Genomic DNA, 15,584 nt, shown 5'->3' with positions numbered 1-15,584 from the left:
CAGGAGCTGATGATGAGCCGAATGGTTGTGAAGATGGCGTCGCTGGCAGCGGCGGTTGCGTGTGTGGTGGGGCTGGCCGCACCGGCCCAGGCCCAGGAGACCAAGGTGGTTCTGGGCATGTCCGGCTGGACGGGCTTCGCCCCGCTGACCCTGGCGGACAAGGCGGGCATCTTCAAGAAGAACGGCCTGGACGTGGAACTGAAGATGATCCCCCAGAAGGACCGCCACCTGGCCCTGGCCTCCAAGGCCATCCAGTGCGCCGCCACCACGGTGGAGACCCATGTCGCCTGGAACACGAATGGCGTGCCCATCGTGCAGATCTTCCAGCTCGACAAGTCCTACGGCGCCGACGGCCTGGCCGTGCGCAACGACGTCAAAAGCTTTGCCGACCTCAAGGGCAAGACCATCGGCGTGAGCGCACCGGGCACGGCCCCGTACTTCGGCCTGGCCTGGATGCTGTCCAAGAACGGCATGAGCCTCAAGGACGTGAAGATCGTCTCGCTCGAGCCCCAGCCTGCCGCGCAGGCCTTCGTGTCCGGCCAGAACGATGCTGCCATGACCTACGAGCCCTACCTGTCCACCGTGCGTGCCAACCCCGCCGCCGGCAAGATCCTGGCCACCACCATCGAGTACCCGATGGTGATGGACACCGTGGGCTGCGACCCGGTGTGGCTCAAGGCCAACCCCAAGGCTGCACAGGCACTGGCCAATTCGTACTTCGATGCGCTGGAGATGATCAAGGCCGATCCGACCAAGTCCAACGAGATCATGGGCGCCGCCGTCAAGCAGACGGGCGAGGCGTTCGCCAAGTCTTCGGCCTTCCTGCGCTGGCAGGACAAGGCGGCCAACCAGAAGTTCTTCGCGGGTGAGCTCACGTCCTTCATGAAGGATGCCGGCGCGATCCTGCTCGAAGCCGGCGTGATCCGCAAGGCGCCCGAGAACTTCCCCGCGATGTTCGACGACAGCTTCATCAAGTAAGTAACCACCAAAGGATCCAACCATGAGTCGCGTGATGGGTGTTGCACCTTCGCTGGAGCCAGAGCGGCCTCGCCGCCGGGCCCTGGCCCCGCTAGAACCTGTGAGCACCCGCACGCGGCTGGTCTTGGGGGTGGCGTTTTTCATTCTGTTCTTCGCCGTCTGGGCCGTGTTCACGCTGGGGGGCTTCGTGTCGCCCACGTTCCTGGCCAGCCCCGTCACCATGGCCCGGGAAGGCTGGCTGCTGTTCACCGAGTTCGGCTTTTTGCACGACATCGGCATGACCGTGTGGCGCGTGCTGGGCGGCTTCATCCTGGCGGCGATCGTCGCCGTGCCCCTGGGCATCGCGATGGGTGCGCACAAGGGGGTGGAGGCCTTCCTCGAGCCCTTCGTGTCGTTCTGCCGCTACCTGCCGGCCTCGGCCTTCATCCCGCTCCTGATCCTGTGGGCCGGCCTGGGCGAGATGCAGAAGCTGCTGGTGATCTTCATCGGCTCGGTGTTCCAGATCATCCTGATGGTGGCCGTGATCGTCGGCAATGCCCGCAAGGACCTGGTGGAGGCGGCCTACACGCTGGGCTCCAGCCCCACGGGCATCGTGCGCCGCGTGCTGATCCCCGGTGCCGCCCCCGACATCGCCGAAACCCTGCGCCTGGTGCTGGGCTGGGCCTGGACCTACGTGATCGTGGCCGAGCTGATCGGCTCGTCCTCGGGCATCGGCCACATGATCACCGACAGCCAGGCATTGCTCAACACCGGCCAGATCATCTTCGGCATCATCGTCATCGGCCTCATCGGGCTGGTGTCGGATACCTTCTTCAAATTCGTCAACCGCCGTCTGTTTGCCTGGAGTGCCCTGCGATGAGCCCGCTGCTGTCCATCCAAGGTGTCTCGCGCACCTTCGTCAGCCCCAAGGGGCAGGCCACCCAGGCCCTGCTGCCCGTCGATTTCGACGTGCAGGAAAACGACTTCGTGACCATCCTCGGCCCCTCGGGCTGCGGCAAGTCGACCATGCTGCGCATCGTCGCGGGCCTGGACCACCCCACCTCGGGCCGCGTGCTGCTCGGTGGCCGCCCCGTGGAAGGTCCGGGTGCCGACCGCGGCATGGTGTTCCAGAGCTACACGCTGTTCCCCTGGCTCACCATCGAGCAGAACATCCGCTTCGGCCTGCGCGAGCGCGGCATGCCCGAGGCCCAGCAGAAGGAGCGCGCCGCCTACTTCATCGCCAAGGTGGGTCTGCGCGGCTTCGAGCAGCATTTTCCCAAGCAGCTCTCGGGCGGCATGCAGCAGCGCACGGCGATTGCCCGGGCGCTGGCCAACGACCCCAAGATCCTGCTCATGGACGAGCCCTTCGGCGCTCTGGACAACCAGACCCGCGTGCTCATGCAGGAGCTGCTCCTGGGCATCTGGGAGGCCGAGCGCAAGACCGTGATGTTCGTGACCCACGACATCGATGAAGCCATCTTCATGGCCAACCGTGTGGCGGTGTTCAGCGCCCGGCCCGGCCGCATCAAGACCGAGCTGGCCGTGGACCTGCCGCACCCGCGCCATTACACGATCAAGACCTCGCCCGAGTTCATGGACCTCAAGGCACGCCTCACGGAAGAGATCCGCGCCGAATCCATGGCCGCGGACGCCCACTGATCCCGCAAAGCCACCCCTTCGCCATGCCCGCTGCCTCCTCCGCCCGCGCACCCCGTCCCAAGGCTTCGCCACAACCCGTGGCGCAGCCTGAGACGTCTGCGCTGGCCCTGTACCAGCAGATCAAGGACCACATCGCGCGCAAGATCCAGGACGGCTCCTGGAAGGCCGGCGACCGCCTGCCGTCCGAGAACGACCTGGTCACGCAGTTCGGCATGTCGCGCATGACGGTGAACCGCGCCCTGCGCGAGCTGGCCGAGCAGGGCCGCATCGTGCGCGTGGCTGGCGTGGGCAGTTTCGTGGCCGAGGACAAGCCCCAGTCCACGCTGCTGCAGATCGCCAACCTGGCCAGCGAGATCCGCCAGCGTGGGCACGACTACCGCTGCAAGGTGCTGACCGTGGAGCGCGTCTCGGCCACCATGGAAGTGGCGGCGGCGCTTGACATGCGCACCGGTGAGTCGGTGTTCCACGCCGTGTGCGTGCACCTGGAAGACGGGCTGCCCGTGCAGCTCGAAGACCGCTACGTGAACCCGCGCGTCGTGCCGCAGTTCGCGCAGCAGGATTTCACGCTGCTGCAGCCCTCCGAATTCCTGGTGCGCAACGTGCCCTTCGACCAGGTCGAGCATGTGGTGGATGCCGTGCTGCCCACGCCCGACCAGGCGCTGTTGCTTGAAATGGACCCGGCCCAGCCGTGCCTGCTGCTCACGCGGCGCACCTGGAGCCGGGGTGTGCCCGTGACCATGGTGCGCTGCCTGCACCCGTCATCGCGCTACCGGCTGGGGAGCCGCTTCCGCGCGGACGGCAACCCGGTTTTTGAATAGGTATCCAGGACGCCTGCCGGTGGCAGGCATCCCGTTTTTTTCGCTTGTGCCAACTTGTATATACAGGACCAACCCATGACCACTGCAACCTCTGTATCCCCAAGCACCCTGTTGCTGCGCCCCGGACAGGTGAGCCTGGCCGAACTGCGCCGCGTGAGCGCCGGTGGCGTGCGCCTGGCGCTGGACCCCGCGGCCCTGGCCGGCATGCAGGCCTCCGAGGCCACCGTGCAGCGCATCGTGGACGAGGACCAGGTGGTCTACGGCATCAATACCGGCTTCGGCAAGCTGGCCAGCACCAAGATCGCCCATGACCGCCTGGCCGAGCTGCAGCGCAATCTGGTGCTGTCGCACAGCGTGGGCACGGGCGAGGCGCTGCCCGACCCCGTGGTGCGCATGGTGCTGGCCACCAAGGCCGTGAGCCTGGCGCGCGGACACTCGGGCGTGCGCCCGGCCCTGGTCGATGCCCTGCTGGCCCTGGCCAATGCCGACGTGCTGCCGGTGATCCCGGCCAAGGGCTCGGTCGGCGCCTCGGGCGACCTGGCGCCGCTGGCCCACCTGGCCTGCGTGCTCATCGGCGAGGGCCAGGCCAAGGTCGACGGCAAGGTGGTCGGCGGCCGCGAGGCCATGGCCGCCGTGGGCCTGGCGCCCTTCGTGCTGGGCCCCAAGGAAGGGCTGGCGCTGCTCAATGGCACGCAGGTGTCCACCGCGCTGGCGCTGGCCGGCCTGTTCGGGGCCGAGAGCGTGCTGGCCGGCGGCCTGGTGTCGGGCGCATTGTCGCTCGAAGCCATCAAGGGCTCGGTCAAGCCTTTCGATGCCCGCATCCACGAAGCGCGCGGCCAGGCCGGGCAGATCGCCGTGGCGGCCGCCGTGCGCGGCCTGCTCGACGGCAGCGAGATCGACCCCTCGCACCCGAACTGCGGCCGTGTGCAGGACCCGTATTCCATCCGCTGCGTGCCCCAGGTCATGGGCGCCTGCCTGGACAACCTCACGCACGCTGCACGCGTGCTGCGCATCGAGGCCAATGCCGCGTCCGACAACCCGCTGGTCTTCACCGACACCGGCGAGGTGATCTCGGGCGGCAACTTCCACGCCGAACCCGTGGCCTTCGCGGCCGACATCATTGCGCTGGCCGTGTCCGAGATCGGTGCCATCTCCGAGCGCCGCCTGGCGCTGCTGCTGGACACCGGCCTGTCCGGCCTGCCGGCCTTTTTGATCCGCGACAGCGGCGTGAACTCAGGCTTCATGATCGCCCAGGTCACGGCCGCCGCGCTCGCGGCCGAAAACCAGTGCCTGGCCCACCCGAGCAGCGTGACCAGCCTGCCGACCTCGGCCAACCAGGAGGACCATGTCTCCATGGCCACCTACGGCGCACGCCGCCTCTCCGAGATGGTGCGCAACACCGCCGTCATCGTCGGCATCGAGGCCATGGCCGCGGCCCAGGGCATCGACTTCGAGCGCGTGCCGGCCCCAGGCGCCGTTGCCACCTCCTGGCTCAAGAGCTCCGCGCTCGTTGAAGCGCAGCTCGCCGCCATCCGCCAGCGCGTGGCCTTCCTCGAGCAGGACCGCTACCTGGCGCCCGACATCGAGGCCATGCGCCTGTGGGCGCTCGAATCGGCCTGGCCCGCACCGCTGACCCAGTGCCTGCCCAGCCACGCCTGAACTGTCCCATCCATCCACCGCTTTTCGCACCCGTTGACCAGGAGATCACCATGAACGCCAACGACGCCATCATCGCTGCTGCCGCTGCCAACAACGACCCCCGCCACGACGCCTCGCGCGTGATCCGCGCGCCGCGCGGCACCGAGCTGACCTGCAAGAACTGGCTCACCGAAGCTGCCTACCGCATGATCCAGAACAACCTGGACCCCGAGGTGGCCGAGCGCCCTCAGGACCTCGTGGTGTACGGCGGCATCGGCCGCGCTGCGCGCAACTGGGAGTGCTTCGACCAGATCCTGGCCTCGCTCAAGGACCTGAACGACGACGAAACCCTGCTCGTGCAGTCGGGCAAGCCCGTGGGCGTGTTCAAGACGCACGCCAACGCACCGCGCGTGCTGCTGGCCAACTCCAACCTGGTGCCCCAGTGGGCCAACTGGGAGCATTTCAACGAGCTGGACCGCAAGGGCCTGTTCATGTACGGCCAGATGACCGCCGGCAGCTGGATCTACATCGGCAGCCAGGGCATCGTGCAGGGCACGTTCGAGACCTTCGTCGAGGCCGGCCGCCAGCACTACGGCAACAGCCTGGCGGGCAAGTGGATCCTCACCGCCGGCCTGGGCGGCATGGGCGGCGCGCAGCCGCTGGCCGCCACGCTGGCCGGTGCCGTGTCGCTCAACATCGAGTGCCAGCAGAGCAGCATCGACTTCCGCCTGCGCACGCGCTACGTGGACAAGCAGGCCAAGGACATCGACGACGCCATCGCCCTCATCCAGCACCACACCGAGCGCAAGGAAGCCGTCTCCATCGCCCTGCTGGGCAACGCGGCCGACATCCTGCCCGAGCTGGTGCGCCGTGCCAAGGCCGGCAGCATCAAGCCCGACCTGGTGACCGACCAGACCTCGGCGCACGACCTGATCAACGGCTACCTGCCCAGCGGCTGGACCGTGCCCGAGTGGCAGGCCGCCATGAAGGACCCCGCGCGCCATGCGGCCCTCACGGCTGCTGCCGCCAAGAGCTGTGCCGTGCACGTGCAGGCCATGCTCGACTTCCAGGCCATGGGCGTGCCCACGGTGGACTACGGCAACAACATCCGCCAGGTGGCGTTCGACCAAGGCGTGAAGAACGCCTTCGACTTCCCGGGTTTCGTGCCGGCCTACATCCGCCCCCTGTTCTGCGAAGGCAAGGGCCCGTTCCGCTGGGTGGCGCTCTCGGGCGACCCTGAGGACATCTACAAGACCGACGCCAAGATCAAGGAGCTGTTCCCCAACAACACGCACACCCACCGCTGGCTGGACATGGCGCGCGAGCGCATCAGCTTCCAGGGCCTGCCGGCGCGCATCTGCTGGCTGGGCCTGGGCGAGCGCCACCTGGCGGGCCTGGCCTTCAACGAGATGGTCAAGAACGGCGAGCTCAAGGCCCCCATCGTGATCGGCCGCGACCACCTGGATACCGGTTCGGTGGCCAGCCCCAACCGCGAAACCGAAAGCATGAAGGACGGCACCGACGCCGTGAGCGACTGGCCGCTGCTCAACGCACTGCTCAACACCGCGGGCGGTGCCACCTGGGTCAGCCTGCACCACGGCGGTGGCGTAGGCATGGGCTACTCGCAGCACTCGGGCATGGTCATCGTCGCCGACGGCACCGATGCCGCGGCCGAGCGCCTGGCGCGCGTGCTGGTCAACGACAGCGGCAGCGGCGTGATGCGCCACGCCGATGCCGGCTACGACCTGGCCGTGGCCACCGCCAAGAAGCAGGGCCTGAAGCTGCCCATGGTGCGCTGAGCGCCGGCAGGACAGCGCTTTTTCCGAGGCACCGAGACATGCCCAAGGATGCGTCCACCCTGGCCACCGTGCCCACGGCCGACCGGGTGCTGCAGGTGCTGGCCGTGCTGGCCCAGCAGGGCAAGTCCATGCCTGCGGCTGAGCTCATGGAGCGCACGGGCCTGGCGCGCAGCACGCTGTATCGCCAGCTCGCGCGGCTCAAGCGCTGGGGTTTCGTGCTGGAGAGCGATGGTTTCTACGCCCCCGGCCCGCTCAGCCTGCAGTTGGCGCTGGGCTTCGACCTGGCCTCGCACCTGGTGCGCCAGGCGCGGCCCGACATGGTGGACCTGGCCCAGCAATCGCAGGAGAGCGTGGGCCTGATCGTGGCCGTGAACGACCAGGCCATCTGCCTGGACATGGTGGAGAGCCAGCACTCGCTGCGCTGCTCGTTCGAGAAGGGGCGCAGCGTGCCCCTGCGCGCCGGGGCCTCGGCCAAGTGCGTGCTGGCCCACCTGCCCGAGGCCGTGCGCGCCGCGGTGCTCGACAGCCAGTGGGGCGCGGGCACGCCCGAGCGCGACGCCGCGCAGCGCGAGACCGATGCCATCCGCAAGGCGGGCTTTGCCATGACCGCCGGCGAGGTGGACCCCGGCGTCTGGGGCTGCAGCGTGCCGCTGTTCGGCGCCTCGCGCCAGTCCGTGGGTGCCATCACGCTGATGGCACCGATCGTGCGTGCCAGCGGGCAGGAAGAAGCCCTGATCCGCATGGCCGTGGTGGCCGCTGCGCGCATCTCGCGCCAGCTGGTTTTGCATTGACCGACAACGATGACTGATTTTTCGATGAGTGCGATGGTTTTTTGGCTGGCTGCTCCAGCGTGGGAGCACTGAACATGGTGCAGTTTTTTGACCTGGCATCCACCCCCAGCGTGCCCTGGAAGAACGGTGGCGGCAGCACCCGCGAGCTGGCCTGCTGGCCGCAGGGCGCCGGCATGGATGGTTTCGAGTGGCGCGTGAGCGTGGCCACGATTGCCGCAGCGGGCCCGTTCTCGGCCTTCCCGGGCGTGGACCGGCAGATCATGCTGCTCGACGGCGACGGGGTGCATCTGCGCTCGGACGACGGGCAACTGGACCACGACCTGGACCAGCCCTGGCAACCGCTGGCCTTCAAGGGCGACGTGCCGGTGGACTGCGCCATGCTGGGCGGCACCTCCACCGACTTCAACCTCATGGTGCGCCGCGGCCGCTGGCACGGCGGCCTGCAGGTGACCGGCCATGCGCGCGTGGCAGGGCGCGCACGCGCCGGCCTGTGCATGGTGCTGCGCGGGCGCTGGCGCTGCGGTGAAGAGGTGCTGGAGCCCGGCCAGGGACTGTGGTGGAGCGATGGCACCGCCGAAAATGCGCTGGAGCCTTTGGATGCCGATCCGGCATTGGCCTGGATCGACCTGGACATGGAACCCTCCGACTGACTGTTTGCCCATGACACCCACACCCATTCCCACCCCTCAAAGCCATCCCTCCGCCGACGGCATCTGGATCGGCCTGCGCCCGGCCCCCGGCCTGTGCGTACCCGATGTGCCTGTGCCCCAGGGTACCGCCACCTCCGTGGTGGTGCAGGGCGACACCGTGCAGTGGGTGGGGCCAGAGAATGCCTGGCCTGCGGCCTGGAATGCCTTGCCGCGCCATGATGCGCGGGGCGCCCTGGCCACGCCGGGCCTGGTGGACTGCCATACGCACCTGGTCTATGGCGGCCAGCGCGCCAACGAATTCGCCATGCGCCTGGCGGGCGCCACCTACGAAGAGGTGGCCCGGGCCGGCGGCGGCATCGTCTCGTCGGTGCGCGCCACGCGCGAAGCCAGCGAGGACGAACTCCTCGCCCTGGCCCTGCCGCGCCTGCAGGCGCTGCTGGACGAGGGCGTGTGCGCCATCGAGATCAAGTCGGGCTATGGCCTGGCGCTGGAACACGAACGCAAGCAGTTGCGCGTGGCGCGCCGCCTGGGCGAGGCGCTGGGCGTGACCGTGTGCACCACCTTCCTGGGCGCGCATGCGCTGCCGCCCGAGTACGCGGGCCGCAGCCAGGACTACACCGACCTGGTGTGCAACGAGATGCTGCCTGCGCTGGCTGCCGAGGGCCTGGTGGACGCGGTGGATGTGTTCTGCGAACGCATCGCCTTCACGCTGGCCGAGACGGAGCAGGTCTTTCAGGCCGCACAGCGGCTGGACATTCCCGTCAAGCTGCATGCCGAGCAGCTCTCGGACATGGGTGGCTCCGCGCTGGCCGCGCGCTACGGTGCGCTCTCGTGCGACCACATCGAGCATCTGTCGCAGGAGGGCATCGCTGCGATGAAGCAGGCCGGCACCGTGGCCGTGCTGCTGCCCGGCGCCTACTACACGCTGCGCGACACGCACCTGCCGCCCATCGCCGCGCTGCGCGAGGCCGGCGTGCCCATGGCCGTGTCCACCGACCACAACCCTGGCACCTCGCCTGCCTTGAGCCTGCTGCTCATGGCCAACATGGCCTGCACGCTGTTCCGCCTGACGGTGCCCGAGGCTTTGGCTGGCATCACCGTGCATGCCGCGCGCGCGTTGGGGCTGCAGGACACGCATGGCCTCATCGCATCGGGCCGGCCGGCCAACTTCGTGCTCTGGCCTTTTGCCGAGGCCGCGGAGCTGGCCTACTGGTTCGGCCACAAGCCCGCACGCACCATCGTGCGCCAGGGGCGCATCGTGAAAGGGGCCTGAGTCCATGGCCACGCACAGCGAATTCCTGGCGGCGCTGGTCGATGCGCTCGGTGCCGACCGCGTGCAGGTGGGCGATGCCGTGCCAGAGCGCCACCACACCGACTGGAGCGGCACGGCCCCCGTGCCACCGCTGGCGCTGGTGCGCCCGCGCAGCACCGAGGAAGTCTCGGCCCTGTTGCGCCTGTGCCATGCGCACCGCGTGCCCGTGGTGCCGCAGGGCGGCCTGACCGGGCTGGCCGGGGCGGCCGTGCCCTGTGCGGGCGGTGTGGCCCTGTCGCTGGACCGCATGAACGCCATCGAGGCGGTGGACGCACGCTCTGCCACGCTCACGGTGCAGGCCGGTGCCACCGTGCAGGCCGTGCAGGAGGCCGCGCTCGCCGTGGGCCTGCAGTTCGGCGTGGACTTCGGTGCGCGCGGATCGGCCCAGGTGGGCGGGGCCGTTTCCACCAATGCCGGCGGCAATGGCGTGCTGCAGTACGGCATGGTGCGCGAACAGGTGCTGGGCCTGGAGGTGGTGCTGGCCGATGGCGCGGTGCTGCCCATGCTGCGGCCCATGCTCAAGAACAACACGGGCTACGACCTCAAGCAGTGGTTCATCGGCGCCGAGGGCACGCTGGGCGTGGTCACGCGCGCGCTGCTGCGCCTGCGGCCCTTGCCGCGCGCCCGGGCCACGGCCCTGGTGGCGCTGCCCGATTTCGATGCCGCGCTGGCGCTGCTGGCCCGGCTGCAGGGGCGCTTTCCGGGCGCGCTGTCGGCCTTCGAACTCATGTGGCGCGATTTCGTCGAGGCCTCCCTGCGCTGGCAAAGCCTGCGCGAGCCCTTCGAGGTGCCGCACCCCTTTGCTGCACTCATCGACGTGGGTGGCCAGGACGAAGCCGGCCTGCGCGATGCGCTGGAGGAGGTGCTGGGCGAAGCCATGGAGTCCGGCGAGGCCAGCGATGCGGCCATCGCCCAGTCCGAAGCGCAGGCCCGCGCGCTGTGGAAGATCCGCGAGGCGACTGCCGAACTGCCTGCCAACATGCACCCGCCCATCAACTTCGACGTGAGCCTGCCGCAGGCCGACATCGGCCGGTTTGCGCAGGAGTGCCGCGCCGCGCTGACTGCCCGCTGGCCAGGGCACCTCACCGTGTTCTTCGGCCATATCGGCGATGGCAACCTGCACATGTCCACCGATGCCTCCACCGTGAACGGGGAAGAGGGCGCGGTCGAGGAACTGGTGTATGCCCAGGTGGCGGCCTTCGGCGGCAGCGTCTCGGCCGAGCATGGCATCGGCCTGCACAAGAAGCCCTACCTCCACGCCAGCCGCACCCCGGCCGAGCTGGCCGCCATGCGCGCCATCAAGCAGGCGCTGGACCCTCTCCATCTCATGAACCCCGGCAAGGTATTCGACCTATGAACGCTGCTGTTGTTGTTTCCGCCATCGCTGCCCTGGCCCGCCCCGAGGTGCCGCCTCTGCCCGCCTACAACGCGGGCCTGTCGTCCGACGCCGTGCGTGAGCGCTACGGCGTGACCGAGATCGCGCGCCTGGCCAGCAACGAGAACCCCTACGGTGCCAGCCCCGCCGTGGCGCGCGCCCTGGTGGACCTGGCGGCGCGCGTGGGCACCTACCCCGATGCCAACTGCACCGCGCTGCGCGCCGCCATCGCCGCACGCACGGGAGTGGCGCCCGAGGGAATCGTCGTGGGCAATGGCTCCGAGGATATCCTGCAGATGCTGTGCCAGGCCTTCCTGTCGCAGGGCGATCGCGTGCTCACGCAGCGCCCGGCCTTCGGCCTGTACGAGATCTACCCGCGCATGATGGGCGCGCAGGTCGAGCTGCTGGCGCTCACCCCCGAACTCGGCTTCGACGTGGATGCCTGGTGCGAAGCGCTGGCGCGCGGCCCCAAGATCGCCATGCTGGCCAACCCCTCCAACCCCGTGGGCTGCATGTTCACCGCGCCGGAGTTCGAGCGCCTGCTCGCTGCCACGCCCGCGCACACCCTGCTCGTGGTGGACGAGGCCTACCACGAGTACGCCTGCCACGCGGCCGGCTACCCCGACGTGCTGGCCCTGCTGCAGGGCCGCGCCATGCCCTGGATCGTGCTGCGCACCTTCTCCAAGGCCTGGGGCCTGGCGGGCCTGCGCGTGGGCTACGGCCTGGCGAGCGACGCGGCGCTGGTGCAGTTGCTCGACCGGGTGCGCACGCCCTTCAACGTGAACCATGCGGCCCAGGCTGCGGCGCTGGCGGCCTGGGGCGACGAGGCCTTCATGCAGCGCGGTGTGGCCGAGACGGTGCGCCTGCGCGGCGTGCTGGTGCAGCGCTTGCAGGCCCTGCCGGGCTTGCGCATCGCACCCTCGGCCACCAACTTCCTGTTCCTGGACATCGGCCGGTCCAACGGCCCGGTGAACGAGGCGCTGCTGGCCCAGGGCCTCATCACCAAGCCCTGGAAGGAACCGGGTTTCGAGACCTTCATCCGCGTCTCCATCGGTACGGAGGCCGAGAACGCGCGGTTCGCCGACGCGCTCGCCACCATCCTGGAGGTGGCTGCATGAGCGCCAACACCATGCTGTTTGCCGAGCACGCGCTGCTGTCCGGTGGCTGGGCCCGCGATGTGCTGCTGCAATGGGATGCGGCGGGACGGCTGCAGTCCGTGGCGCCCGGCAGTGCCGCCGGCGCTGCGCCGCGCGCCACCGGCCCGGTGATCCCGGGCATGCCCAACCTGCATTCGCATGCCTTCCAGCGCGCGTTCGCGGGGCTGACCGAATACCGCGGCGAAAGCCAGGACAGTTTCTGGAGCTGGCGCAACCTGATGTACCGCTTTGCGGCGCAGATCACGCCCGAGTCGCTGGAGGCCATTGCCACCTGGCTCTACGTGGAGATGCTGGAGGCAGGCTACACCTCGGTCTGCGAGTTCCACTACGTGCACCATGACCGGGACGGCCGGCCCTACGCCGACGATGCCACGCTCTCGCTCGCGCTGCTGCGTGCGGCGCGCAATGCGGGCATCGGCATCACCTTGCTGCCGGTGCTCTACCAGACCAGCGGTTTTGGTGCCAAGCCTCCGCGTGCGGACCAGGCCCGCTTCATCCGCAGCACCGACAACATGCTGGCGCTGCTGGAGCGCCTGGCACCGCTGGCCAAGGCCCAGGGCGCGGGCCTGGGCCTGGCGCCGCACTCGCTGCGTGCCGTGCCGCCGGACAGCCTGGCCGCTGCCGTGCAGGGCCTCACTGCCATCGATGCGCGCGCGCCCATCCACATCCACATCGCCGAGCAGACCCAGGAGGTGGACGATTGCGTGGCCTGGAGTGGCCAGCGCCCCGTGCAGTGGCTCCTGGAAAATGCCCCTGTGGACGCCCGCTGGTGCCTGGTGCATGCCACGCACATGACGCCACAGGAGTATGCCGATGCCGCACGCACCGGCGCGGTGGCCGGCATCTGCCCGACCACGGAAGCCAACCTGGGCGACGGCATCTTCGACATGCCGCGCTGGCTGGGCCATGGCGGTGCCTGGGGCGTGGGCTCGGACAGCCATGCCTGCGTGAACGCGGCCGAGGAGCTGCTGGCGCTGGAGTACAGCCAGCGCCTGTCGCTGCGCCAGCGCAACGTGCTGGCCAGCGCCGCACAGCCGCAGGTAGGCACCGCCCTGTGGCTCGCGTCCGTGCAGGGCGGGGCGCAGGCCTCGGGCCGGCCCATCGGCGGCCTGGCAGCGGGCCAGCAGGCCGATTTCGCGGTGCTGGACCCGTCGCACATTGCCCTGGCCGGGCTGCCGGTGGAATCCCTGCTGTCGGCCCATGTGTTTGGCAGCCACCGCACCAGTGCGCTGCGGGACCTGTGGGTGGGCGGCGTGCAGCGCGTGGCCGCCGGCCGCCATGCCCTGCATGACACCGCGGCCGCCGCCTTTGCCCAGGCCCGTGCAGCGACCATCGCGCCACAATGAACCAAATTTGAAAAGCGTCCCCTTCGAGACCCACGCCATGAGCATCACCACCCAACCCGCCTTCACCTTCCACCAGGGCACCGTGCCGCTGCTGGTGTCCATGCCCCACGTCGGCACCTATGTGCCGCCGGCCATCGCCGCGCGCTTCACCGACGAGTGCCGCCAGGTGCCCGACACCGACTGGCACCTGGAGCGCCTGTACGATTTTGCCAAGGGCATGGGCGCCTCCATCCTCGCGGCCACGCATTCGCGCTATGTGGTGGACCTGAACCGCCCGCCCGATGGGGCCAGCCTCTACCCTGGCCAGAGCGTCACCGGCCTGTGCCCCGTGGACACCTTCGACGACACGCCCATCTACACGCGCGGCGATGGGCCCGACGACACCGAGGTGGCGGCGCGCCGCGATGCCATCTGGGCGCCTTACCACGCCCAGCTGCGCACCGAACTCGACCGCATCCGCGCCGCCCATGGCGTGGCCGTGCTGTGGGACGCGCATTCGATCAGATCGGTGCTGCCGCGCTTCTTCGAAGGCAAGCTGCCCGACCTGAACCTGGGCACGGCCAACGGCGAGAGCTGCGACCCGGCGCTGGCGCAGCAGCTGCTGGCGATCGCGCAGGCCGCACCGGGCTACACCGCGGTGCTCAACGGCCGCTTCAAGGGCGGGCACATCACGCGCCACTATGGCCAGCCCGCGCAGAACGTGCATGCCGTGCAGCTGGAGATGACGCAGTGCAGCTATATGCAGGAGGCGCTGCCGTTCGACTACCTGCCCGAGGTAGCGGCCGGTGTGCAGCCGCACCTTGAGCGCCTGCTGCAGGCGGCTCTGGCGTTTGCGCGGGCGCGGGCCCGGGCCTGAAGGACGGGGCTGCGGGGCCTTGTGGGCCCCGCTACCGCCGTATCGGTGCTAGTATGGGCTTACGCCGCCCTGCAGGGCAGCGGGTGCGCCCCTTGGCCACCACTGCGGAAGGAGCCGCATTTCCCATGGAGACTGCGGCCTACTACTACATGCCCTTGTTCAAGCCGGGTGCCTTCGTGCACCTCGGGAGCAGCCGCGAGACCGTCAGCCATGTGGTCGTGCGCCGCAACGCCCTGATGGTCTACCTGGTGGGGCACGAATCCCCGGTGCACCCCGATACGCTCACGGTGGCGCCCACGGCCTTCCACCTCACGCGGATGCCCGACCGCGCCTGACGCGGGCAGGCTGCGCAAGGCAGGGCCGGTTCAAGCCACCTGGTACTGCGCCATGGTCTCGCCCAGGCGCACGGGGCGCGCGGGGGCCCATTCGGTGTTGAACTGGAACGGCCCCTTGGGGAACAGCATCACCACGGTGGAGCCGAGCAGAAAGCGGCCCATCTCCTCACCCTTTTGCAGCGACACCTGGCCGGGGGCGTAGTCCCAGTGGCGCAGCACGCCGGTGCGTGGCGGGTTCACCTGGCCATGCCACACCGTGGCCATGCTGCCCACGATGGTGGCGCCTACCAGCACCAGCACGAAGGGGCCGTTGGCCGAATCGAAGAAGCAGACCACGCGCTCGTTGCGCGCGAACAGGCCGGGCACGCCGCGCGCCGTGGTCGGGTTCACGGAGAACAGGTCGCCCGGCACATGCACCATGCGCGTGAGCTGGCCGGCGCACGGCATGTGGATGCGGTGGTAGTCGCGCGGGCTCAGGTAGATGGTGGCGAAGTAGCCGTCGTCGAAGCGCGCGGCCAGCGACGAATCGCCGCCCACCAGCGCCGTGGTCGAGTACGAGTGGCCCTTGGCCTGGAAGATCTGGTCCTTCTGGATGGGGCCGAACTGGCTGATGGCGCCATCCACGGGGCAGACCAAGTCCGCGTCGGCCAGCGGGCGGGCGCCGGGCTGCAGGGCCCGGGTGAAGAAGTCGTTGAACGAGGCATAGGCCGCGATGTCCGGATTGGCCGCCTCCGCCATGTTCACCTTGTAGCGGGCCACGAAGCCGCGGATCACCGATGTGGTCAGCCCTCCGAGCTGGGCCGAGGCGAATTTTCCCGCCAGGGCGGTCATGGCCTGCTTGGGCATCAGGTACTGGGGGAGAACGGCGAGGCGGTCAGACACTGTGGGAAG

The 15,584-nt window shown here is 69.3% G+C and carries 15 protein-coding genes; 14 read left to right on the top strand and 1 reads right to left on the bottom strand.

Annotated elements, in window-relative coordinates:
• Positions 1-12 precede the first annotated feature (12 nt).
• From PMI14_RS19010 to PMI14_RS18945, 14 genes are all read left to right on the top strand, one after another.
• Positions 13-978 (top strand): ABC transporter substrate-binding protein, encoded by a 966-nt coding sequence (locus PMI14_RS19010; protein WP_007856930.1) that lies wholly within the window; start codon positions 13-15, stop codon positions 976-978.
• Positions 979-1,000: 22 nt separating this feature from the next.
• A complete protein-coding gene (locus PMI14_RS19005; RefSeq protein WP_007856929.1) occupies positions 1,001-1,837 on the top strand; it encodes an ABC transporter permease in 837 nt (278 codons plus the stop codon).
• Entirely contained in the window at positions 1,834-2,616 is a 783-nt protein-coding gene (locus PMI14_RS19000) for an ABC transporter ATP-binding protein (protein ID WP_007856928.1), read from the top strand. The genes PMI14_RS19005 and PMI14_RS19000 overlap by 4 nt, the downstream gene beginning before the upstream one ends.
• Positions 2,617-2,639: 23 nt before the next feature.
• On the top strand, positions 2,640-3,434 hold the full coding sequence (gene hutC / locus PMI14_RS18995; protein WP_007856927.1) for a histidine utilization repressor: 795 nt from the start codon (positions 2,640-2,642) through the stop codon (positions 3,432-3,434).
• Positions 3,435-3,509: 75 nt separating this feature from the next.
• Positions 3,510-5,093 (top strand): histidine ammonia-lyase, encoded by a 1,584-nt coding sequence (hutH, locus tag PMI14_RS18990; protein ID WP_007856926.1) that lies wholly within the window; start codon positions 3,510-3,512, stop codon positions 5,091-5,093.
• A gap of 50 nt (positions 5,094-5,143) precedes the next feature.
• Complete coding sequence (gene hutU, locus PMI14_RS18985) at positions 5,144-6,871, top strand: urocanate hydratase (protein WP_007856925.1); 1,728 nt, start codon at positions 5,144-5,146, stop codon at positions 6,869-6,871.
• 38 nt (positions 6,872-6,909) lie between these two features.
• On the top strand, positions 6,910-7,662 hold the full coding sequence (locus PMI14_RS18980; protein WP_007856924.1) for an IclR family transcriptional regulator: 753 nt from the start codon (positions 6,910-6,912) through the stop codon (positions 7,660-7,662).
• A 74-nt stretch (positions 7,663-7,736) separates the two neighbouring features.
• Entirely contained in the window at positions 7,737-8,312 is a 576-nt protein-coding gene (locus PMI14_RS18975; protein WP_007856923.1) for a HutD family protein, read from the top strand.
• Between the two features lie 10 nt (positions 8,313-8,322).
• Positions 8,323-9,585 (top strand): imidazolonepropionase, encoded by a 1,263-nt coding sequence (gene hutI / locus PMI14_RS18970; protein ID WP_007856920.1) that lies wholly within the window; start codon positions 8,323-8,325, stop codon positions 9,583-9,585.
• A gap of 4 nt (positions 9,586-9,589) precedes the next feature.
• Positions 9,590-10,981: an FAD-binding oxidoreductase gene (locus PMI14_RS18965; RefSeq protein WP_007856919.1), complete on the top strand. Its 1,392-nt coding sequence runs from the start codon at positions 9,590-9,592 to the stop codon at positions 10,979-10,981.
• A complete protein-coding gene (locus tag PMI14_RS18960; RefSeq protein ID WP_007856917.1) occupies positions 10,978-12,117 on the top strand; it encodes a histidinol-phosphate transaminase in 1,140 nt (379 codons plus the stop codon). Before PMI14_RS18965 ends, PMI14_RS18960 begins: the two co-directional genes overlap by 4 nt.
• Entirely contained in the window at positions 12,114-13,502 is a 1,389-nt protein-coding gene (locus PMI14_RS18955) for a formimidoylglutamate deiminase (RefSeq protein WP_007856915.1), read from the top strand. The genes PMI14_RS18960 and PMI14_RS18955 overlap by 4 nt, the downstream gene beginning before the upstream one ends.
• A 37-nt stretch (positions 13,503-13,539) precedes the next feature.
• Positions 13,540-14,358: an N-formylglutamate deformylase gene (hutG, locus tag PMI14_RS18950; protein ID WP_007856914.1), complete on the top strand. Its 819-nt coding sequence runs from the start codon at positions 13,540-13,542 to the stop codon at positions 14,356-14,358.
• A 125-nt stretch (positions 14,359-14,483) separates the two neighbouring features.
• The gene (locus tag PMI14_RS18945; protein WP_007856913.1) at positions 14,484-14,693 is read left to right on the top strand and encodes a hypothetical protein; all 210 of its coding nucleotides are present in this window, start codon (positions 14,484-14,486) and stop codon (positions 14,691-14,693) included.
• A gap of 30 nt (positions 14,694-14,723) precedes the next feature.
• On the opposite strand, the gene asd is transcribed toward PMI14_RS18945, so the two are convergent.
• On the bottom strand, positions 14,724-15,575 hold the full coding sequence (gene asd / locus PMI14_RS18940) for an archaetidylserine decarboxylase (protein WP_007856912.1): 852 nt from the start codon (positions 15,573-15,575) through the stop codon (positions 14,724-14,726).
• Positions 15,576-15,584: the final 9 nt, after the last annotated feature.

Source organism: Acidovorax sp. CF316 (assembly GCF_000276605.1).
Lineage (GTDB): Bacteria > Pseudomonadota > Gammaproteobacteria > Burkholderiales > Burkholderiaceae_C > Acidovorax.
The sequence above is the reverse complement of the archived record's forward strand: the minus strand, read 5'-3'. Positions and strand labels throughout refer to the sequence as shown.